The following is a 21128-nucleotide window of genomic DNA, read 5'->3' on the forward strand; positions in this document are numbered from 1 at the left end:
CCGCGCGGCACGCAGACGGGGGTCACCCTGCCGGATCATTTTGTCGATTCGACCTCAGCCGCAAGGGGATCCAGCAAACGCGCTGGATCGAAACGATTCCGCGGTTTTCGTGGCAGCGCTGCGGTAGCCTGTTCTGGTGCGCGCGGGATTCGTCAGTGCGGCAACGGCGGTCACCGTCGTCATCGCCGGATGGTCGTGTCCCTCCGGTTCGGCCGACTCCACGCCGGAGAGTCCACCGTTCCCGATCGGTCAGATGGGCGTGCCCGTGCATGTGCAGACGGCTAGCGGCGCGACCGCCGACATCACGGTCAACAGTGCCACGTGGTTTCCGCCAGGGTGCGCCTCTCATTTCGCGGCTCCGAGTGGCCCCGGATGCAACGTAGTGGAAATGACTGTCACCGCGACGTCCCACCAGTTCTTCCAGTTCGACCAGCGCTACATGTTCGCCGGATACGGCGGCGGCCCTCAGCCTTGGACTCATCCCGACGACGCGCCCGAGCCGTCAACGTTGGCGGTCGACTACCGGCGGCTCGACAAGCTGCCCGCGCTGCAATCGGGCGGCCTTCACGACGGGCAGACCGCCCACGGATTCGTCGGCTTCGCTATGCCGACGCCAGGCGACCTGTACATCACGATCAACGACCCCAAGCAACCCGCTCCCTATACCGAAGCGGGCTGGATCGTCCACACCTGATCGCCGCGAATCAGCGCCATCCGAGTTGTCGTGGAAAGACGCACGCGCGGCGCGGAATCGACGCGGTCTAGGGTGAAGGCCATGCGGGTAGGGGTGCTGGGAGCCAAGGGCAAGGTCGGATCGGCGATGGTGGCGGGCGTGCAGGCCGCCGAGGATTTGACCCTGTCGGCCGAAGTGGACGCCGGCGATCCGATGAGCCTGCTGACCGAGGGCGACACCGAGGTCGTCATCGACTTCACCCACCCCGACGTGGTGATGGACAATCTGAAGTACGTGATAGGCAACGGAATTCACGCGGTCGTGGGGACCACGGGCTTCACCGCCGAGCGGCTGCGGCAGGTGCAGGATTGGCTCGCCGACGGCCCCGGCGCGTCGGTGTTGATCGCGCCGAACTTCGCCATCGGGGCGGTGCTTTCGATGCACTTCGCCAAGCAGGCCGCGCCCTTCTTCGACTCGGCCGAGGTGATCGAGCTGCATCACCCGCACAAGGCCGACGCCCCGTCGGGAACCGCGACCCGCACTGCGAAACTGATCGCCGAGTCGCGAAAGGGCTTGCCGCCCAACCCCGATGCCACCAGCACCAGCCTGGCGGGCGCGCGTGGGGCCGACGTCGACGGCATCCCGGTGCACTCGGTTCGGCTGGCCGGGCTGGTCGCCCATCAGGAGATCCTGTTCGGCACCGACGGGGAGACGCTGACCATCCGCCACGACAGCATCGACCGGACCTCGTTCGTGCCCGGCGTGCTGCTGGCCGTGCGGAGGATCAAGGAACACCCCGGCCTGACGGTGGGTCTCGAGGCCCTGCTCAATCTGCAATGAGCGACACCGCGCGGGTGGTGCGCACCCAGTTGCTCGTCGCCTTCATGTGCGTCGCGCTGCTGGTGTACTTCGTGCTGCTGGGGCGCGTGGCCGTCGCGATGATCGGCTCCGGCCGGGCCGCCGCCGTCGGCCTCGGACTCGCGGTGCTGATCCTGCCGGTGATCGGGCTGTGGGCCATGATCGCCACCCTGCGCGCCGGGTTCGCGCACCAGAAGCTGGCCCGGCTGATCGCGGCCGACGGAATGGAGCTGGACACCAGCGCGCTGCCGCGCCGCCCGTCGGGCCGCATCCGGCGCGACGCGGCCGACGAACTGTTCGCCGCGGTCCGAACCGAGGTGGAGGACCACCCGGAAGACTGGCGGCGCTGGTACCGGCTGGCCCGCGCCTATGACTACGCGGGCGATCGCCGCCGCGCCCGCGAGGCCATGAAGACGGCGGTCGAGCTGCAGAGCAGCCCATGAGCAAGACGCTGCTGATCGTGCACCACACGCCATCACCGCACTGCCAGGAGATGTTCGAGGCCGTAATTTCCGGCGCCACCGACCCCGACATCGAGGGCGTCGAGGTGCTGCGGCGCCCGGCGCTGACGGTCTCGCCGGCCGAGATGCTGGCCGCCGACGGCTACCTGCTGGGCACCCCGGCGAACCTCGGCTACATCTCGGGCGCTCTCAAGCACGCGTTCGACTGCGCCTACTACCAGCTTCTCGACTCGACCCGTGGGCGACCTTTCGGGTTGTACCTGCACGGCAACGAGGGCACGGAGGGCGCCGAGCGCGCCGTCGACACCATCACCACCGGGCTGGGCTGGGTCAAAGCAGCGGAGACCGTGATCGTGTCGGGCAAACCCGGCAAGGACGAGCTGCAGGCGTGCTGGGAGCTCGGGGCGACGGTCGCCGCGCAGCTGATGGACTAACCGGCGACCGGACGGCCCGATCCGGTAACGGCGTATCCCAGTGCCCCCACGAGGACCGCGAACTTGATCAGCGCGGCGACCTGTGCGCGCCGGGCATGGACGCCGATCCGTGTCCCGCGCAGCACCCTCAGCAGTGAAACTCCCTCCGCCGCATCACCGGCGACGGCGACAAGCACGGCGGCGGGCAGACCGGCCGGGTGGCCATGCCGCCGGCGCGCGCGGTCGACGAGCAGCGCCGTCAGCACGCCATAGGTGGCCATGTAGCCGAAATCGAGCCACAGCGACAGGCGCGCGGACCGCCGGCCGTCGCTGCCCCACCGCGTCATGATGTCTTCAGCCCGAGATGCATTGCCGGCCAACTCGAATGCGATGATCCCCGGCCCGCCGCTGCGGCGCATGCGACGTTCCAGCACGAGCATCAGCGCCGTGTAGCCGAGGAAGGCGACGGCGGCGGCCGCGAGGCGATTGTCCGTTAGGCGCTGGCTCACCACTCAAGGTTCCCGTGGAACGGCTCGGGAGTCCAGGCCGGCCGCCTAGGCGTAGGTCGGTTTGAAGGCGTCGGCCGGTTGAGCCAGGGCCAGCGCCGAGCTGGTGCCGATCGGCCCGTGCCGGTCGAACAGGGTCGCGGCGCCGGTGGCGACACCGGCCGCGCCGTAGTGGCTCTGGGCGGCCAGACCGAGGAATTCGCCGTCGGGCAATCGGCTCGCCGTCACGGTGTAGTCGGCGTTGATGTAGCGCAATCCACCGGTGCCCCAATGGGTGAGCGAACTCGTGATGTCACCGACGAAGGCCAGGCGGGTGAACGGTGTGAGCGGATGTCCGTGCACCATCGGGCGAAACACCCGCGCCCAGGCGAACTTCTGGGAGTGGGTCTGCTCCCATTCGCCGGCCGCGATTCCCGGACTGCCTTGCAGCGTCGCACCATACCCCCAGATGAGAAACGGCATCCCGTCTCCGAAGCCGTCCGAGGATGTCGGGAGCGGCGGCATCTGCGCCGGCGACGACCACACCTGACCCTCGGGATGATCGCCGCGGCGCAAAAACAGCGCGCTGGCCCGGGCGACGACGGTGCCGTTCTGGACCAGGCTGCCGTCGACCAGTTTGATGCGCCGGCCCTCGCGCTGCACCGCGGTCCGGATCTGCACCGGCTCCATCAGGGCCGGGCGCAACAGGTCAACCGTGAAGCGGGCGGGCTGCAGGTCCGGATCGATGCCGGATTGCTCTATGCCCCAACCCAACAGACCCCCGACGATCTGGCCGCCCATCGCCGAGCCCCACGGGCCTTGCGTCATCGGGCCCGGAACATAGGAGTCGCCGTCTACAGTGAAGAACGCCTCGGGCATGATGGCGGAATCGTCGATCGTCACCGCTATCACGATAGGACACCGGATTAGCAAGGACCGGGCATGCTGTGATCGAAATTCCGCGCGACCGTAACCCGTTCCCGCTGACCGGCGTGTTCCGGGGTCGCGATGGTATTCCGCGCTTCGACGAGCTGCCCGCGTCCCTGCTGGACATGCTCGCCGAACAGGTCGACGCCCGTCCGGGCGCAGAAGCCCTGGTCGAGCTGGGGGCCGGGCGTCTCACATACCGGCAGCTCTGGGATCGCGCGGCGCGGGTCGCCGGGGGGCTGCGCGCGGACGGCCTGAAGCCGGGCGACCGCGTCGCGGTGCGTTACCCCGCCGGAATCGACTGGGCGCTGGCGTTCTGGGGCACCGTGATGGCCGGTGGCGTTGTGGTGGCGGTCAATACGCGATCGGCGCAGCCCGAGGTCGAGTTCGTCCTGTCGGACTCCGGTGCGCGAGTGGATCTGGCGCCGGACGCCGCGCTGCCCGACGGGCGGCCCTACGTCACCGAGCAACGCGGCCGCGCCGACACGGCGGCCCTGTTCTACACGTCGGGCACCACCGGCCACCCCAAGGGCGTTCCGACCACGCACGAGGCGTTCCTGACCAACACCGAGAACGCGATCCGCTGTCTGCAACAGCCGCGGGACCTCGGCGAAGCGATGCGCACGCTCATCTCCGTGCCGCTGTTTCATGTGACGGGTTGCAATACCCAGCTGCTGGCCGCCGCCCGGCTCGGGGGAGCCTCGGTGATCATGCCCACGCTCAATCTGGACGCGTTGCTCGCCACGCTGACCGCCGAACGCATCTCGGTCATGGTCACCGTCCCGGCAATATATTCGCTGTTGTTGCGGCACAGCGGTTTTGCCGACCTCGACGTGTCGAACGTGCGGTGGGTGGGCTACGGCGGCGCACCGATCGCCCCGTCGCTGGTGCGGTCGGTGAAGAACGCGTTCCCCTGCGCCACGGTGTTCAACGGCTATGGCATGACGGAGACGGCGTCACTGATGACCGTGCTGCCCGACAGCGAGGCCGTCGAGCACGCCGACTCCGTCGGCTACGCGGTTCCATCGGTGGACCTGGGGGTGATCCCGTTCGGGGACGACCCGGGTGTAGGGGAGTTGGTGGCGCGGGGCGCCAATGTGACCACCGGCTACTGGAATCGGGCTAGGACCTCCGCGGCCACCGCCACGACGTTTGCGGACGGCTGGCTGCACACCGGCGACGTGGTGCGCGTCGACGATGCGGGCCGGGTGCACATCGTGGACCGGCTCAAGGACATCATCAACCGCGGTGGTGAGAACGTCTCCAGCGTCGAGGTGGAGGCCGTGCTGCTGGCGGCGCCGCACGTGGCCGACGCCTGCGTGCTCGGGGTCTCCGACGAGGTCATGGGCGAGAAGGTGGGGGCGGTGTTGTTCGGCGGCGACGACGAAATCGACGTGCCGGCGGTGCTCGACCACTGCCGCAGCCAGCTGGCCGACTTCAAAGTGCCGCAATACGTCACGGTGGTAGACAGTGCGCTGCCGCGCAATGCCGGCGGCAAACTGCTCAAGGCCAGACTCCGCGAGCAGGTCCAGTGGGGAGACCCGCTGCGATGAGCCCGAGCCTGCTGGTCGCCAACCGCGGCGAGATCGCCCTTCGAATCATCCGCACGGCAACCGAACTGGGGATGCGCACGATCGCGGTCTATGCCGAGGACGATGCGGAGAGCCCGCATGTGCACGCGGCCGACGAGGCGATCGGCCTGCCGGGCGCCGGGCCGCGCGCCTACCTGGACCAGTCCGCCGTGCTGGCCGCGGCGAAGAACTCCGGTGCGGATCTGGTCCATCCGGGTTACGGATTCCTCAGCGAGAACGCCACATTCGCCGATGCCTGCGCGACGGGCGGCTACACGTTCGTAGGTCCCGACGCCGGGGTGCTCGAGCTGCTCGGCAACAAGACGTCGGCCCGCCGCGCCGCGATCGCCGCCGGGGTGCCGGTGCTGCCGGCAACCGAGGGGCCGAGCAGCGTCGAGGACATCAGGGCATTCTTTGCCGCCCACGGCGGTGGCATCATGATCAAGGCCCTCGCCGGTGGCGGAGGGCGCGGAATGCGCAAGGTGCGCAACGCCGATCGGATCGACGAGGCCTATCGGCGGTGCGCCGCCGAGGCGCAGCTGGGCTTCGGCGATCCCGCGCTGTTCGCCGAGGCGCTGCTCACCGACGCGCGCCACATCGAGGTGCAGGTCGTCGCCGCGCCAGCGGGTCACCAGACGCACGCCCGCGCGGTCGGCGACCGCGACTGCAGCATCCAGCGGCGCTACCAGAAGATCATCGAAATCGCTCCCGCGCAAGGACTTTCGGACGACCTCCGCCGAGCACTGCACGAGGCGGCGGTGCGCCTGTGCGCCCGCGTGGGCCTGCGCGGACTGGCCACGGTCGAATTCCTGGTCACCGGCGAGCAATTCGTCTTCCTCGAAGTCAACCCGCGAATCCAGGTCGAGCACACCGTCACCGAGGAAACCACCGGACTCGACCTGGTGGCCGTCCAGCTGGCGATCGCCGGCGGTGCATCCTTCTACCAGCTGGGGCTGGCATCCGGGATCGCCTCCGACGGAATGGAAGTCATCGGCGAGCCCGCCGCGCACCACGGCATCGCCATGCAACTCAGGGTCAACACGGAGACCTTCGGGCCCGACTCCTCCGTCGCCGGATCGGCGGGCACGCTCACGGTGTTCTCCCCGCCCAGCGGTCCCGGCGTGCGCGTCGACACCTATGGCCGGGCCGGATTGGTGATAAGCCCCCAGTACGATTCGCTGCTGGCCAAGCTCATCGTCTTTGTGCATGGGTCGTCCTGGCGGGCGGCGGTGCGCAAAGCCCGCACCGCCCTGGCCGAGTTCAGCATCGAGGGCGTCAACACCAACATCGCATTCCTGCGCGAACTGCTGCGCGACGATCGCATCGAGTCCGGTTGGGTGAGCACCGGTTTCCTCGATGAGAAGCTACCCGAACTCGCCCAGGCGGCGCTGTCGCACCGGCAGGAAACGCGGGTGGCCGCGGTCGAGCTCTACCCCGGTGAGGACGCGCTGCGCGCGCAGCTGGCCGGCACCGTGGTCGAGGTGGTGCCCGAGGGCACCGAATACCCCGCGGGTGGTCAGCTGGTTGTGCTGGAAGCGATGAAGATGCAGCACGTGCTCGTCGCGCCGGACGCGCTGCGGATTGTCCGGGTCCTGGTGGCTCCGGGCCAGGTGGTCGGCACCGGAGACCCGCTGTTGGTCTTCACCCGCACCGCCGATGCTGGTGATAGCGAATCCGTCTCGGCCGGAACCGATCTCGATCGTCCACGTGCCGATCTTGACGAGGTCGTGCACCGCCACGCCCTGACCCTCGACGAGGGCCGCCAGGCCGCGGTCACCAAGCGGCACAACCAAGGCCGGCGCACCGCGCGGGAGAACATCGCCGACCTCGTCGACCCCGACAGCTTCGTCGAATACGGCGCGCTGGCCATCGCCGCGCAGCGCAGCCGGCGCTCGGAGGAGGACCTGATCGTCAACACCCCGGCCGACGGCCTGGTCGCCGGCCTGGCCACCATCGGCGCGGATCGGTTCGGCCGGGCGGCGGCGCAGGCCGTCGTGGTGTCCTACGACTACACCGTGCTGGCCGGCACGCAGGGCATGCGCAACCACGCCAAGACCGACCGCGTGTTCGACCTCGCCGCGCGAAAGCGGTTGCCGGTGGTGCTGTTCGCCGAGGGCGGCGGGGGCCGGCCGGGGGACACCGACGTCGGGGGCGCCGCCGGGCTGGACGTCCCTACCTTCCGGATGCTCGCGGGACTGAGTGGGGAAGTGCCGCTGGTGTCGGTCGTCTCGGGCCGGTGCTTCGCCGGCAATGCCGCGCTGGCCGGGGTGTGCGACGTGATCATCGCGACGCCGGACGCCAACATCGGGATGGGCGGGCCGGCGATGATCGAGGGCGGCGGGCTGGGCGTGTATCCGCCCGAGGCGATCGGGCCGATCGGCGTGCAGCGCCGCAACGGCGTGGTCAGCCTGGTCGCCCGCGATGAGGCGCACGCTGTCGCACTGGCCAAGCAGTACCTGTCGTACTTTCAGGGCTCGGTCAGCGACTGGGCGGCGCCCGATCCGCGGTTGGCCCGGCATGTGGTGCCGCAGAACCGGTTACGCGCCTACGACGTGCACCGCGCGATCGAGGCGATCGTCGACGTCGGATCGGTGCTGGAGCTGCGTCCGGATTACGGCGTGGGAATCGTCACCGCGCTGGTGCGCGTCGAGGGGGTTCCGTACGGGTTGATCGCCAACAGCACCCACCATCTGGGTGGCGCGATCGATGCCGAGGCCGCCGACAAGACCGGCGACTTCCTGGCGTTGTGCGAATCGTTCCGGCTGCCGGTGATCTCGCTGTGCGACACCCCGGGCTTCATGGTCGGGCCCGACGCGGAAAAGGAAGCGGCCGTTCGCCGCTTCGGTCGGATGTTCGTCCTGGGCGCGCGGCTGACGGTGCCGCTGGGAATGATCATCCTGCGCAAGGGATACGGGCTCGGCGCGATGGCGATGGCCGGCGGCTCATTTCGCGCGCCGCACTTCACCGTCGCCTGGCCGACCGGAGAGATCGGCGGCATGGGCCTGGAAGGCGCGGTGCGGCTTGGCTTCAGCAAGGAACTGGCCGCCGCGGACCAGTCAGGCGATCCCGCCGAGCGGCAAAGCCTGTTCGATCGCTTGGTGGCCGGCGCCTACGAGCACGGCAAGGCGCTGCGGGCGGCCACCACATTCGAACTGGACGACGTCATCGACCCAGCAGCCTCCCGGGCCTGGATCACCAGGCTCTCGGGAGGCTGACGGGTTCAGCGATTACGCGTGGCCGCCGCCGCAGCCGACGCCCGGCAGACAGCCTTGCCCGCCCGGAATGCCGCCGGGTCCAGCGTTCTGCCCGCCGGAGCCGCAGCCGACGCCCGGGACGCAGCCCTGGCCGCCCGGACCGCCGCCGGGGCCGTTGAACTGGCCGCCCGAGCCGCAGTTTCCGTTCGCGTCGCAGCCGCCGCCGCCCGGGTCGTCCTTGAAGGTCACGTGCGTGGGTGCAGCGGCCGGTCCGGCGACGTAGACCTCGGCCGCGGCCGCGGGCGCGGCGGCGATGGCCGCGGCGACGGCACCGGCAACAACCAGCGGTTTCATGAGTGTCAATTTCGATAACATGCGCGTGGCATACCACCTCAACACATGTCCAAAACATCGTGAATAAAATTCGGCAGCAACCAAGTCTGCGCTGCCGCCCGGCGGCTCTTGACCGCGACGGAAGGCCTGACACCATGACCTCACAAGATCTGACCGGCCGCACCGCGATCATCACCGGCGCGTCGCGCGGAATCGGCCTCTCGATAGCTCAGCAGATGGCGGCCGCGGGCGCCAATGTGGTGCTCACCGCGCGCAAGCAGGAGGCCGCCGACGAGGCCGCCGCCCAGGTGGGGCAGCAGGCCCTCGGGGTGGGCGCCCACGCGGTCGACGAGGACGCGGCGCGCCGCTGCGTCGACCTCACGCTGGAGCGCTTCGGCAGCGTCGACATCCTGATCAACAACGCCGGAACCAATCCCGCCTACGGTCCGCTGATCGACCAGGATCACGCCCGTTTCACCAAGATCTTCGACGTCAACCTGTGGGCACCGCTGCTGTGGACCTCACTCGCGGTCAAGTCGTGGATGGGGGAGCACGGCGGCGCGATCGTCAACACCGCGTCAATCGGCGGACTGCACCAGTCACCGGCCATGGGCATGTACAACGCCACCAAGGCCGCGCTGATCCACGTCACCAAGCAATTGGCACTGGAACTTTCGCCGCGCGTCCGGGTCAACGCCATCGCGCCCGGCGTGGTGCGCACCCGCCTGGCCGAGGCGCTGTGGAAGGACCACGAGGACCCGCTGGCGTCGTCGATCGCGCTCGGTCGCATCGGGGAGCCGGTCGACGTGGCCGCGGCCGTCGCCTTCCTGGTTTCCGACGCGGCGAGCTGGATCACCGGCGAGACCATGGTGATCGACGGTGGCCTGCTGCTGGGCGCCGCCCAGGGATTCCAGTCCGCACCCGGCGGCGGGCAATGACCGCCGCCGACGCGGCCGGCCTGGACGCGCGGATTCAGGCGCTGCTCGACGAGCACGATCCGGCCACCAGTGACCCGCGGGATTTCCTTGCCGCGCAATACGATGCGGGCCTGGCCTGGGTGCACCTGCCGCGCGGCTTCGGCGGGCTGGACCTGCCGCGCACCGCCCAGGAGCGAGTCGATGTGCGGCTGGCGGCCGCCGGTGCTCCGGTGGGCGGCACCCGCAAGAATTACATCGGCATGGGCATGGCGGCGCCGACGATCGCGGCGTTCGGCACCGACGAGCAGAAGCGAAAGTTCCTGCGCCCGTTGTTCACCGGTGAGCAGATCTACTGCCAGCTGTTCAGCGAGCCGGGCGCCGGATCGGACCTGGCGGGGGTGGCCACCCGTGCGGTGCGCGACGGTGACGACTGGATTGTCAACGGGCAGAAGGTGTGGACGTCGCAGGCGCAGCACGCGCAGATGGCCATCCTGGTCGCCCGCACCGATCCGTCCGTGCCCAAACACCACGGCCTGACCTACTTTCTGTGCGACATGACGCAGCCGGGCGTCGAGATCCGGCCGTTGCGCCAGATCACCGGCGAGGCCGAATTCAACGAGGTGTTCCTCACCGACGTGCGGGTGCCCGATGCGAATCGGCTCGGCCCGGAGGGCGGTGGCTGGCGGGTCGCGACCACCACCCTCAACAACGAGCGCGTCGCCATCGGGTCGCGCGCCGGGGCGCCCCGGGAAAGTGGCCACATCGGCAAGGTCACCGAGGCCTGGCGCGACGACCCGGCGCTGCGCAACCCCGCAATGCACGACCAGCTGATGCGGCTGTGGGTTGAGGCCGAGGTCCTTCGGCTGGCCGGTGAACGGTTGCGGCAACAGGCCGCCACCGGTCAGCCCGGCCCGGAAGGCGCTGGCATGAAGGTGGCGTTCGCTAAGCTGGCACAAGCGATTTCGGGCTTCGAGATCGAGCTGCATGGTGAAGCGGCGCTGCTCTACGATGACTGGACCATGCGCAGGCCCGAGACGGTCGACCTGGTCGGTCGCGGGCCCGGCTACCGCTACCTGCGGGCGCGCGGCAACTCGATCGAGGGCGGTACGTCGGAGATCCTGCGCAACACCATCTCCGAGCGGATCCTGGGCCTGCCGGGAGAACACCGTGTCGACAAAGAGGCCGCGTGGAAGGACCTCCCCCGATGAGCGCGCACGCCGCGGACCTGCTGTACTCCGACACCGAAGAGGCGTTGCGGGCCGGTGTCCGTCAACTCTTCACCGAACGGTGCCCGGCCGAATCGGTGACGCGCCTCTACGACCCACAGCCACAAGACTTTTCGGCTGTGTGGCACACGCTGGCCACCGAACTGGGCGTGGCCGGCCTGCTGGTTCCGGAGTCGCTGGGTGGCGCCGACGCCAGCGTGCGCGAGGCCGCCGTGGTCATGGAGGAGATCGGCCGCGCCGTTGCGCCGGTGCCTTTTTTGTCCAGCGCGGTCCTCGCCACGATCGCGCTGCTACGCGCCGGTGACACCGCAACCCTGCCGGCCCTGGCCCAGGGCGAGCTGACGGCGGCGCTGGTGGTCCCGCTGTCGAACGCACCGGGCGACCCGGTCACCGCGGTCAGCGCCGACGCCGACGGACTGAGCGGGTCGGTCACCAGCGTCGCAGGTGCCGACGCCGCCGACGTGCTGGTGGTGCCGGTCGCCGGGCGCGACGGGCTCGAGTTGCACACCGTGGCGCGCGACGCGGCGGGCGTGCAGATTTCCCCGCTGCTCGCGCTGGATATGACCAGACCCCTTGCCGCCGTGGCATTTTCGGGGTCTCCGTCGTCCCTTGTCGGGGCGGGCGACGAGCCGGTCACCGAGGCCATCCGGACCGCAGCGGCATTGCTGGCGTCCGAGCAACTCGGGGTCGCCCAATGGTGCTTTGAAACCACGCTGGAATACGTCAGGCAACGCAGGCAGTTCGGCCGCACGATCGGCTCCTACCAGGCGATCAAGCATCGGTTGGCGGATCTGTGGTTCGAGGTCGGCGCGGCAACCGCCGCGGCGCGCTATGCGGCCGACACCTGCGCCCGGGGCGCAAAGGACGCCGACGCAGCGGCGGCGATCGCCCAGGCCTACTGCGGCGACGTCGCCGTGCATGCCGCCGAAGAGTGCGTGCAGCTGCACGGCGGCATCGGCATGACCTGGGAATATCCCGCGCACCTGTACCTCAAGCGGGCCAAGAGCGACCAGTTGGCGTTCGGCACCGCCTACCGGCACCGCGCCCGGCTGGCCGAATTGGTGGACCTGCCGGCGTTCTGACCACACATCTTTCGGAGCTGGGCCAGTGCGAGTGTTGCTGTCGGCGTACGACTCGCGCGGAGGCGTCGAGCCGCTCGCCGCGCTCGCGGTGCAGCTGCGGACGCTCGGCGTTGACGCGCGGGTGAGCGCGCCGCCGGACGCCGAATTCGTCGAACTGCTGGCCCGTGCCGGCGTGCCGCTGTTGCCCTTCGGCGAATCGCTGCGGGCGATGAAGACGGGCACGACGCCGTCGGAGGAGGACCTGCGCGGGCACTTGGACCGGCTCATCGCCGCGCAATTCGACACCGTGGCCGCCGCGGCCGAAGGCTGTGACGCGTTGGTGGTCGCCGGCTTCCCGGCCGCCGCGGCAGCCGCGCGCTCGGCGACCGAAAGGCTGGGACTTCACTACGTCTATGTCAGTTACCAGCCCACCATCCTGCCGTCGCCGCACCACTCACCGCCGGCGTACGCGAACGGGCCGATTCCATTCGGCATGGCCGACAACCGCGTCCTGTGGCAACTGGATGGACGGCACATGCAGGAGCTGTTCGGCGCGACGCTCAACGGTCACCGTGCGGCGATCGGCCTGCCGCCGCTGGACAACTTGCGCGACTACGCCCTGACCGACTGCCCATGGCTGGCGACGGACCCCATCCTGGACCCGTGGCAGGCCGCCGACCTCGACGTCGTCCAAACCGGAGCGTGGTTGCTGCGCGACGAACGCCCGCTGCCCGCCGACTTGCTGGCATTCCTCGACGCGGGCGCGCCGCCGGTCTATGTGGGCTTCGGCAGCATGCCGATGCGCGCCTCGCGGGACGTCGCGCGCACGGCCATCGAGGCGGTGCGCGCGCTGGGCCATCGCGCCGTGGTGTCCCGCGGCTGGGCCGGCCTTGCCCCGATCGACGACCGGGACGACTGCTTCGCCGTCGGCGAGGTCAACCACCTGGCGCTGTTCGGGCGGGTCGCCGCCGTCGTGCACCACGGCGGCGCGGGCACCACGACGACGGCCGCCCGGGCGGGCGCCCCGCAGGTGGTGGTGCCCCAGGGGGCCGATCAACCCCACTGGGCTGCCCGGGTGCGCGACCTCGGCATCGGCGCCCCCCATGACGGTCCCGCTCCCACCACCGAGTCGCTGTCGACCGCGCTCAAGGCGGTCCTGACCGATCACGTCCGCGCACGGGCGAGTTCTGTGGCCGCAAAGATCCGCACAGACGGCGCTTCGGTGGCCGCGACGCTGCTGATGACCGCGCTAGCGCGGTAGCGCGGACGCGAACACCTCCGTCAGCGCCGCCCAATGCCGCTCGGCCGCCGCGGCGTCGTAGGGCGCGTTGTCCGGAACCGCGAATCCGTGGCCGGCCGGGTACCACTCGATGGTGTGCTCGACGCCGGCCGCCGTCAGCGTTTTGTCGAGCTGTTCGGCGTGATCGGCGGTGAACGACGCGTCATCCTTGGCGCCGCCCACGTACACCGTGGCGGTCATCCGGTCGGCGAGCAGGTGGGGGCTGTCGTCGGCGTCGGTCACCAGGCCGCCGCCGTGGAAGGACGCCGCCGCGGCCACCCGGTCCGGCACCCGGCCGGCCACCATGAGCGACGTCCGGCCGCCCATGCAGTAGCCGCACACCCCGAATCGCTCGCCGGCCACCTCGGGGCGGGCGGCCAGATAGTCGAAGAACGCGCCGGCGTCGGCGGCCATCCGGTCCGGGGTGACGCTGCCGATCATCGAGAACAGGCGTCCGCGTTCTTTCGGGTCGCTGAACACCGTCGCCATGTCGAACGGCGCCCAGTCCGCGGTGCGGTAGTAGACATCCGGAAGCAGCACCGCGTAACCGAACCCGGCCAGCTTGGCCGCCATCTGCTCGAACGTGTCACGCACGCCGCCCGCGTCGGGATACATGACCACCGCGGGCCATGGGACTTGCGATTCCGGGCCGTCGGGGGTGAACAGGTGCACCGTGCAGCTGCCATCGGGTGTGGTGACGACGTCGATGATGTTCGGCATGGCACCCGTTCTACTCCGCGCGCCTAGACCCGAATCAATCGGCGCCGACCCGCCGCGCCCGGCCACGCCGCGCTGGCGATCGCCGCTAAGCTTGCGGCGTGCCGATCCCGACCCCCTACGAGGACTTGCTCCGCTTGGTGCTCGACCAGGGGGCGGCCAAATCCGACCGCACCGGCACCGGGACCCGCAGCCTGTTCGGTCGGCAGCTGCGCTATGACCTGTCGGCCGGGTTCCCGCTGCTCACCACCAAGAAGGTGCACCTGAAATCGGTGATCTACGAATTGCTGTGGTTCCTGCGCGGCGATTCCAACGTCGCCTGGCTGCACGAGCACGGGGTTACCATCTGGGACGAATGGGCAAGCAGCACAGGCGATCTCGGGCCGATCTACGGTGTGCAATGGCGGTCCTGGCCCACGCCGTCGGGCGAGCACGTCGACCAGATCAGTGCGGCTCTGGACCTGCTGCGCACCGACCCCGACTCGCGGCGCATCATCGTGTCGGCCTGGAACGTCGGCGAAATCCCGCAGATGGCCCTGCCGCCGTGTCACGCGTTCTTCCAGTTCTACGTGGCCGACGGCCGGCTGAGCTGCCAGCTCTACCAGCGCAGCGCCGACCTGTTTTTGGGCGTGCCGTTCAACATCGCCAGCTACGCGCTGCTGACGCACATGATGGCCGCCCAGTCCGGCCTCGCCGTCGGTGAGTTCGTCTGGACGGGCGGGGACTGCCACATCTACGACAACCACGTCGAGCAGGTGCGGCTGCAGCTGAGCCGCGACCCCCGGCCATACCCGGAACTCGTTCTGGGGCCACGGGATTCGATTTTCGATTACACCTACGACGACGTTGTCGTGAAGAACTACGACCCCCATCCGGCGATCAAAGCCCCAGTCGCTGTATGAATCGCGCCGGCGACGACGCCGGCTCGGGCGGCCTGCAAGGAGTAGCGCGTATGACCGAGGTGGGCCTGGTGTGGGCTCAGTCGACCTCCGGCGTCATCGGGCGCGATGGCGACATCCCCTGGAAAGTGCCGGAAGATCTGATGCGCTTCAAAGAGGTGACCATCGGGCACCCGGTGATCATGGGCCGGCGGACCTGGGATTCGTTGCCGGCGAAGGTGCGGCCCCTGCCGGGCCGGCGCAATGTGGTCCTGTCCCGCGACACCGGTTTCGTCGCCGACGGGGCGTGCGTGGTCGGCACCCTGGACGAAGCCCTCGCCAAGGGGGGGCCCGAAACGTGGGTGATCGGCGGCGCACAGATTTATTTGCTGGCCCTGCCGTACGCCACGCGCTGTGAGGTCACCGAGATCGAAATCGATTTGCGACGCGATGACGACGATGCGCTGGCGCCGACGCTGGACGACACTTGGGTGGGTGAAACGGGGCAGTGGCGGGCCAGCCGCTCGGGCCTGCGGTATCGCTTCCACAGCTACCGTCGCAGCGCCGCGCACCCGGTCGCGCCCACGGCCTGACCTGACATACTCGGACCCGGGGTCGGTCGTACGGGGTCAATCAGGCGTTCGCATTAGGAGGGGGAATTGGCAGTGACACCCGAACCCAGGACGTTCGCGCGAAAATTCATGGGGTATGACGCGACCGCGGTCGATGCCCACGTCGAGATGCTGACCGCCAAGCAGCAACTGCTGCTCGACGACGTCGAGAGCCTCCGTGCCCGGCTGCGGGAATCCGGCGAACAAACGGCCGCGCTGCGCAAGGAAGTGGCCGCTTTGACGGACACGTCGCCGTCGCCGCACGCGGTGCAGCAGCGGTTGGCGAAAATGCTGAGCCGCGCGGTCGACGAGGTGGCGGAGATGCAGGCCGAGGCGCGAGCAGAAGCGGATGCGCTGATCGCGGCGGCCGAGGCCGAGGCCGAAGAGACCCAGCGAAAGCGCGAGCAGATGTTGTCGGACATGGCCGCGGAGCGCGAAGCCATGGAAGCCGAGTACCAAGTGACCAAGGAAAAGCTCGAAGCGGAGCTGACCAGCCTGCGCGAAGACGCCCAGCAGGCGCGTGAGCGGCTCCTCGCGGAGGCGAAGGAGAGGGCGGACCGGGATCGTGAGGAGGCCCGACGGGCCGTCGAGGAGGCGAGCCGGCAACGGATCCGGATCCTCGAACAGCTGATGGGCGTCTACCGCGACCTGAAAGCGGTTCCGGATGCCCTCGATGCCGCATACGACGAACAAAAGAATGCGCCCGAGACGGACACGATGGCGCGGTTGGACGAGAAAGTCAGCGCCGGCTCAGCGTCCTAACGCGGCATGTCGGACACGGCCGGTATTCTCGGCGCGTGTCGACCCGCAGGCTATCGGCCGCCCAAGCCCGGCGGATAGCCGTTGCGGCCCAAGGATTTACCGAACCCCGGCCGGGCGGCGAGGTCACCCGGGCCCACCTGAAGCGGTTGATCTCCAGAATTCAGGTGCTGCAACTGGATTCGGTCTCGGTGGCGGTGCGCGCACACTACGCGCCGGTGTTCAGCCGGCTCGGCCCCTACGACCGTGACGTGCTCGACCGCGCCGCCTGGGGCCCGCGGTCGTCGCGGCTGCTGGCGGAGTACTGGGCGCACGAGGCCGCGCTGATGGCCGTCGAGGACTGGCCGCTGCTGCGCTGGCGGATGCGCCAGTACTCCCACGGCCGGTGGGGCACCCACATCGTCAAGGCCAACCCGGAACTTGCCGACAAGATCGTTGCCGCCGTCGCCGAACTCGGGCCCAGCACCGCCGGGCAGATCGAGGCCCATCTGGAAGCCGAAACACGCGGGCCCAGGGGAAGCTGGTGGGGCAGCCGCAGCGACACCAAGTGGGTGGCCGAGGCGCTGTTCTCGGCCGGCGTGCTCACCACCGCCACCCGGGTGGGCTTCGCTCGCCACTACGACTTGGTGGAACGGGTGCTGCCGGCCGGCGTGCTGGCCCGCGAGGTCGACGACGACGAGGCGATCCGCGAGCTCGCGCTGCGGGCCGCCACCGCGTTGGGCGTGGGCACCGAGGCCGACATCCGCGACTACTTTCGGCTGTCGGCGCAACAGATCAAGCCGGCGATCGCCGCACTGGTGGCCGCCGGAGACATCGAGCCGGTCGACGTCGACGGCTGGTCCGCACCGGCCTATCTGCGGGAGGGGCGCACGGTGCCCCGCACCGACCGCGGCACTGCGTTGCTGTGCCCGTTCGACCCACTCATCTTCTTTCGCCCGCGCGTCGAGCGATTGTTCGAATTCCATTACCGCATAGAGATTTACACCCCGGCCGCCAAGCGGCGGTACGGCTACTACGTGTGGCCGCTACTCATGGACGGACGACTGGTGGCGCGGGTCGACCTCAAGGCCGACCGCGCCGCCGACTCGCTGCGGGTCCTGGGTGCGTTCGGCGAGCCCGGTGTGGCCAAGCCCCGCGTCGCTGCGGCGCTGGCCCGTGAGTGCGAGTCCATGGCGTCGTGGCTGGGCCTGGGCGGGTTGAGCGTCGCCGGCCGCGGTGATCTGGCCGCCGAGCTGCGCGCGGCGGCCAAGCGGGTCAGTTGAGGCCAGCGTCGCCGGGCTAAGGTGAGCGCCGTGGCCGAGATCGCGCCGCTGCGCGTGCAACTGATCGCCAAGACCGACTTCTTGGCACCCCCCGACGTGCCGTGGGCCACCGACGCCGACGGCGGGGCCGCGCTGGTCGAGTTCGCCGGCCGGGCCTGCTACCAGAGCTGGTCGAAACCGAACCCCAAGACCGCGACCAACGCCGGCTACATCAAGCACATCATCGATGTCGGCCACTTCTCGGTGCTCGAACACGGGAGTGTGTCGTTTTACATCACCGGCATCTCGCGATCGTGCACCCATGAGCTGATTCGGCATCGGCACTTCTCCTATTCGCAGCTGTCGCAGCGCTACGTCCCCGAGAAGGAATCGCACGTCGTCCTGCCGCCGGGCATGGAAGACGATCCGGAACTGCAGCGGATCCTGGCCGCGGCCGCGGACGCCAGCCGCGCCACCTACACCGAGCTGCTGGCGAAGCTGGAGGCGAAGTTCGCGGACCAACCGAACGCGGTGTTGCGTCGCAAACAGGCCCGCCAGGCGGCCCGCTCCGTGCTGCCCAACGCGACTGAAACCCGCATCGTCGTCACCGGCAACTACCGGGCGTGGCGCCACTTCATCGCGATGCGCGCCAGCGAGCACGCCGACGTGGAGATCCGGCGGCTCGCCATCGAGTGCCTGCGGCAGTTGACCGGCGTGGCGCCGGCGGTGTTCGCCGACTTCGAAATCTCCACGCTGGCCGACGGCACCGAGGTCGCGACCAGCCCGCTGGCGACCGAAGCCTGATGCGCCGGCGCGCAACGCGGATGCTAATCACCTTGCCGGGGCCAGGTAACCTAGCAGCGTGAGCACGGTCGGATTCGACGCCCCAGCGCGGTTGGGGACCTTGCTGACCGCGATGGTCACGCCGTTTGACCGCGACGGCTCCGTCGACATCGCCGCCGCCGCACAGCTGGCCAATCACCTGATCGACGCCGGCTGTGACGGGCTGGTGGTTTCCGGAACCACGGGCGAGTCCCCGACCACCACCGACGACGAGAAGCGTGAACTGCTGCGCGTCGTGCTGGAGGCGGTCGGCGACCGGGCCCGCGTCATCGCCGGCGCGGGCACCTATGACACCGCCCACAGCGTCCGGCTGGCCAAGGCCTGCGCGGCCGAGGGCGCCCACGGGCTGCTGGTGGTCACCCCGTACTACTCGAAGCCGCCCCAGAGCGGGCTGATCGCCCACTTCACCACCGTCGCCGACGCGACCGACCTGCCCGTGCTGCTCTACGACATCCCGCCGCGTTCGGTGATACCAATCCAGCCCGAGACCATTCGTGCGCTGGCCGCCCACCCCAACATCGTCGGGATCAAGGACGCGAAGGCCGACCTGCACAGCGGTGGCCAGATCATCGCCGACACCGGCCTGGCCTACTACTCGGGCGACGATGCGCTGAACCTGCCGTGGCTGGCCATGGGCGCCACCGGATTCATCAGCGTGATTTCGCACGTGGCCGCCGGACAACTTCGGGAAATGTTGGCCGCCTTCAGCTCCGGGGACATCGCCACCGCCCGCAAGATCAACGCCACCGTCGCCCCGCTGTGCGACGCGATGGCCCGCCTGGGCGGGGTGACCCTGTCGAAGGCCGGTCTGCGTCTGCAAGGTATCGACGTCGGCGATCCGCGACTGCCGCAAATGCCCGCGACACCAGAACAACTCGACGAGTTGGCCGCGGACATGCGAGCGGCCTCGGTGCTGCGGTGACCCGGGGAGTTTCCGAGAAGTGGATGTAGACCTCGCCCCGCCAGGCCCTTTGGCCACGGGAGGGTTGCGGGTCACTGCACTGGGTGGCATCAGCGAAATCGGCCGCAACATGACGGTTTTCGAGCATTTGGGCCGCCTGTTGGTCATCGACTGCGGGGTGATGTTCCCCACCCATGACGAACCCGGGGTGGATCTGATCCTGCCGGATCTGCGTCACATCGAAGACCGGCTCGACGACATCGAGGCGCTGGTGCTCACCCACGCCCACGAGGACCACATCGGCGGCATTCCGTTCCTGCTCAAGCTGCGCCCCGACATTCCTGTGGTCGGCTCGAAGTTCACGCTGGCGCTGGTCGCCGCGAAGTGCCGCGAGCACCGCCTCAAGCCCGTGTTCGTCGAGGTGGCCGAGGGCCAGAAGAGCAGTCACGGCGTGTTCGAATGTCACTACTTCGCCGTCAACCACTCCATTCCCGACGCGCTGGCGATCGCCGTGCACACCGGGGCGGGGACGATCCTGCACACCGGTGACATCAAGCTCGACCAGCTTCCTCTGGACGGCCGCCCGACCGACCTGCCCGGCATGTCCCGGCTCGGTGACGCCGGTGTGGACCTGTTTCTTTGTGACTCAACCAATTCCGAGCATCCCGGCGTCGGGCCCTCGGAAAGTGAAGTGGGCCCGACGCTGCACCGCTTGATCCGCGGTGCCGAAGGCCGGGTCATCGTGGCATGCTTCGCCTCCAACGTGGACCGGGTGCAGCAAATCATCGATGCCGCAGTCGCTTTGGGCCGGCGGGTGTCGTTCGTCGGCCGATCGATGGTGCGCAACATGGGAATCGCCCGGGAACTCGGATTCCTGCGGGTGGCCGACTCGGACGTGATCGACATCGGCGCCGCCGAGATGATGCCGCCCGAGCAGGTGGTGCTGATTACTACCGGCACCCAGGGCGAACCGATGTCGGCGCTGTCGCGGATGTCGCGGGGCGAGCACCGCAGCATCACGCTGACCGCGGGCGACCTGGTGGTGCTGGCGTCCTCGCTGATCCCGGGCAACGAGGAAGCGGTCTACGGCGTCATCGACGAGCTCGCCAAGATCGGGGCCCGCGTCGTGACCAATGCGCAAGCCCGCGTGCATGTTTCGGGCCACGCCTACGCCGGGGAACTGTTGTTTCTGTACAACGGGATTCGGCCGCGCCACGTCATGCCCGTGCACGGGACGTGGCGCATGCTGCGCGCCAACGCCAAACTGGCGGCTCGTACCGGCGTGCCGGAGGAGTCGATCCTGCTGGCCGAGAACGGGGTGAGCGTCGACCTGGTCGCCGGCAAGGCCTCGATCGCCGGCGCGGTGCCGGTCGGCAAGATGTTCGTCGACGGCCTGATCAACGGCGACGTCGGCGACATCACGCTGGGCGAACGGCTCATCCTGTCGTCGGGTTTCGTGGCGGTGACCGTGGTGGTCGCGCGCGGCACCGGCCGCCCGGTCGCCCCGCCGCACCTGCATTCGCGCGGGTTCTCCGAGGATCCGAAGGCGCTGGAGCCCGCCGTGCGCAGGGTAGAGGCCGAGCTGGAAGCGCTGCAGGCCGAGAACATCACCGATCCGAGTCGCATCGCCCAGGGGGTGCGGCGCACCGTCGGCAAGTGGGTGGGCGAAACCTACCGCAGGCAGCCGATGATCGTGCCGACCGTCATCGAGGTCTAGCGGCGACCTCTCGGCGTAGGCCGACGCGCGAGACTTAAACCATTGCGATGATGGCCGGCGTGT

Annotated in this window: 21 protein-coding genes; 17 read left to right on the plus strand and 4 right to left on the minus strand. The window is 69.4% G+C overall.

Annotated elements, in window-relative coordinates; translation table 11 throughout:
- Nucleotides 1–136 precede the first annotated feature (136 nt).
- The 4 genes from AC5Y4T_RS02745 (at nucleotide 137) to AC5Y4T_RS02760 (ending at nucleotide 2426) form a co-directional block, all read left to right on the plus strand.
- The gene (locus AC5Y4T_RS02745; protein ID WP_499951893.1) at nucleotides 137–694 is read left to right on the plus strand and encodes a hypothetical protein; all 558 of its coding nucleotides are present in this window, start codon (nucleotides 137–139) and stop codon (nucleotides 692–694) included.
- An 81-nt stretch (nucleotides 695–775) separates the two neighbouring features.
- Complete coding sequence (dapB, locus tag AC5Y4T_RS02750) at nucleotides 776–1513, plus strand: 4-hydroxy-tetrahydrodipicolinate reductase (RefSeq protein ID WP_499951894.1); 738 nt, start codon at nucleotides 776–778, stop codon at nucleotides 1511–1513.
- A complete protein-coding gene (locus AC5Y4T_RS02755; protein WP_499951896.1) occupies nucleotides 1510–1974 on the plus strand; it encodes a tetratricopeptide repeat protein in 465 nt (154 codons plus the stop codon). The genes dapB and AC5Y4T_RS02755 overlap by 4 nt, the downstream gene beginning before the upstream one ends.
- Nucleotides 1971–2426, plus strand: coding sequence for a flavodoxin family protein (locus tag AC5Y4T_RS02760; RefSeq protein WP_499951897.1), 456 nt, complete (start codon nucleotides 1971–1973; stop codon nucleotides 2424–2426). Before AC5Y4T_RS02755 ends, AC5Y4T_RS02760 begins: the two co-directional genes overlap by 4 nt.
- Here AC5Y4T_RS02760 and AC5Y4T_RS02765 read toward each other — a convergent pair.
- Nucleotides 2423–2917 (minus strand): hypothetical protein, encoded by a 495-nt coding sequence (locus tag AC5Y4T_RS02765; RefSeq protein ID WP_499951898.1) that lies wholly within the window; start codon nucleotides 2915–2917, stop codon nucleotides 2423–2425. The two genes, AC5Y4T_RS02760 and AC5Y4T_RS02765, sit on opposite strands and share 4 nt — an antisense overlap.
- A gap of 42 nt (nucleotides 2918–2959) precedes the next feature.
- Complete coding sequence (locus AC5Y4T_RS02770; RefSeq protein WP_499951899.1) at nucleotides 2960–3793, minus strand: acyl-CoA thioesterase domain-containing protein; 834 nt, start codon at nucleotides 3791–3793, stop codon at nucleotides 2960–2962.
- Nucleotides 3794–3837: 44 nt separating this feature from the next.
- On the opposite strand from AC5Y4T_RS02770, the gene AC5Y4T_RS02775 reads away from it, so the two are divergent.
- Together AC5Y4T_RS02775 and AC5Y4T_RS02780 are read left to right on the plus strand one after the other, a co-directional pair.
- Nucleotides 3838–5370 carry a class I adenylate-forming enzyme family protein gene (locus tag AC5Y4T_RS02775; protein ID WP_499951901.1) on the plus strand — a complete coding sequence of 511 codons (1533 nt, stop codon included), beginning with the start codon at nucleotides 3838–3840 and terminating at the stop codon, nucleotides 5368–5370.
- Nucleotides 5367–8603 carry a carboxyl transferase domain-containing protein gene (locus AC5Y4T_RS02780; RefSeq protein ID WP_499951903.1) on the plus strand — a complete coding sequence of 1079 codons (3237 nt, stop codon included), beginning with the start codon at nucleotides 5367–5369 and terminating at the stop codon, nucleotides 8601–8603. Before AC5Y4T_RS02775 ends, AC5Y4T_RS02780 begins: the two co-directional genes overlap by 4 nt.
- A gap of 12 nt (nucleotides 8604–8615) precedes the next feature.
- On the opposite strand, the gene AC5Y4T_RS02785 is transcribed toward AC5Y4T_RS02780, so the two are convergent.
- Nucleotides 8616–8936 (minus strand): PE-PGRS family protein, encoded by a 321-nt coding sequence (locus AC5Y4T_RS02785; RefSeq protein WP_499951905.1) that lies wholly within the window; start codon nucleotides 8934–8936, stop codon nucleotides 8616–8618.
- A gap of 134 nt (nucleotides 8937–9070) precedes the next feature.
- Here AC5Y4T_RS02785 and AC5Y4T_RS02790 point away from each other — a divergent pair, with 134 nt between their 5' ends.
- From AC5Y4T_RS02790 to AC5Y4T_RS02805, 4 genes are read left to right on the plus strand one after another with little or no spacing between them, the layout of a single operon-like run.
- Nucleotides 9071–9853 (plus strand): SDR family oxidoreductase, encoded by a 783-nt coding sequence (locus AC5Y4T_RS02790; RefSeq protein WP_499951910.1) that lies wholly within the window; start codon nucleotides 9071–9073, stop codon nucleotides 9851–9853.
- Nucleotides 9850–11040, plus strand: coding sequence for an acyl-CoA dehydrogenase family protein (locus AC5Y4T_RS02795; RefSeq protein ID WP_499951915.1), 1191 nt, complete (start codon nucleotides 9850–9852; stop codon nucleotides 11038–11040). Before AC5Y4T_RS02790 ends, AC5Y4T_RS02795 begins: the two co-directional genes overlap by 4 nt.
- Complete coding sequence (locus AC5Y4T_RS02800; RefSeq protein WP_499951920.1) at nucleotides 11037–12140, plus strand: acyl-CoA dehydrogenase family protein; 1104 nt, start codon at nucleotides 11037–11039, stop codon at nucleotides 12138–12140. Before AC5Y4T_RS02795 ends, AC5Y4T_RS02800 begins: the two co-directional genes overlap by 4 nt.
- Nucleotides 12141–12165: 25 nt before the next feature.
- Nucleotides 12166–13380: a glycosyltransferase gene (locus AC5Y4T_RS02805; RefSeq protein WP_499951924.1), complete on the plus strand. Its 1215-nt coding sequence runs from the start codon at nucleotides 12166–12168 to the stop codon at nucleotides 13378–13380.
- Here AC5Y4T_RS02805 and AC5Y4T_RS02810 read toward each other — a convergent pair.
- Nucleotides 13369–14118, minus strand: coding sequence for a dienelactone hydrolase family protein (locus AC5Y4T_RS02810; protein WP_499951927.1), 750 nt, complete (start codon nucleotides 14116–14118; stop codon nucleotides 13369–13371). The genes AC5Y4T_RS02805 and AC5Y4T_RS02810 overlap by 12 nt on opposite strands.
- 98 nt (nucleotides 14119–14216) lie before the next feature.
- Here AC5Y4T_RS02810 and AC5Y4T_RS02815 point away from each other — a divergent pair, with 98 nt between their 5' ends.
- The 7 genes from AC5Y4T_RS02815 (at nucleotide 14217) to AC5Y4T_RS02845 (ending at nucleotide 21065) form a co-directional block, all read left to right on the plus strand.
- Nucleotides 14217–15017, plus strand: a complete 801-nt coding sequence (locus AC5Y4T_RS02815) for a thymidylate synthase (RefSeq protein ID WP_499919315.1) — start codon at nucleotides 14217–14219, stop codon at nucleotides 15015–15017.
- Between the two features lie 50 nt (nucleotides 15018–15067).
- Entirely contained in the window at nucleotides 15068–15586 is a 519-nt protein-coding gene (locus AC5Y4T_RS02820) for a dihydrofolate reductase (RefSeq protein WP_499951931.1), read from the plus strand.
- A 108-nt stretch (nucleotides 15587–15694) separates the two neighbouring features.
- Complete coding sequence (locus tag AC5Y4T_RS02825) at nucleotides 15695–16366, plus strand: cell division protein DivIVA (protein ID WP_499952011.1); 672 nt, start codon at nucleotides 15695–15697, stop codon at nucleotides 16364–16366.
- Between the two features lie 35 nt (nucleotides 16367–16401).
- Complete coding sequence (locus tag AC5Y4T_RS02830; protein ID WP_499951933.1) at nucleotides 16402–17625, plus strand: winged helix-turn-helix domain-containing protein; 1224 nt, start codon at nucleotides 16402–16404, stop codon at nucleotides 17623–17625.
- Between the two features lie 30 nt (nucleotides 17626–17655).
- Nucleotides 17656–18408 (plus strand): FAD-dependent thymidylate synthase, encoded by a 753-nt coding sequence (thyX, locus tag AC5Y4T_RS02835; protein ID WP_499919321.1) that lies wholly within the window; start codon nucleotides 17656–17658, stop codon nucleotides 18406–18408.
- 58 nt (nucleotides 18409–18466) lie between these two features.
- Nucleotides 18467–19369 (plus strand): 4-hydroxy-tetrahydrodipicolinate synthase, encoded by a 903-nt coding sequence (gene dapA, locus AC5Y4T_RS02840; RefSeq protein ID WP_499919322.1) that lies wholly within the window; start codon nucleotides 18467–18469, stop codon nucleotides 19367–19369.
- A 19-nt stretch (nucleotides 19370–19388) separates the two neighbouring features.
- Nucleotides 19389–21065 carry a ribonuclease J gene (locus AC5Y4T_RS02845; RefSeq protein ID WP_499951936.1) on the plus strand — a complete coding sequence of 559 codons (1677 nt, stop codon included), beginning with the start codon at nucleotides 19389–19391 and terminating at the stop codon, nucleotides 21063–21065.
- Nucleotides 21066–21128: the final 63 nt, after the last annotated feature.

This window comes from Mycobacterium sp. NGS11 (assembly GCF_059813315.1).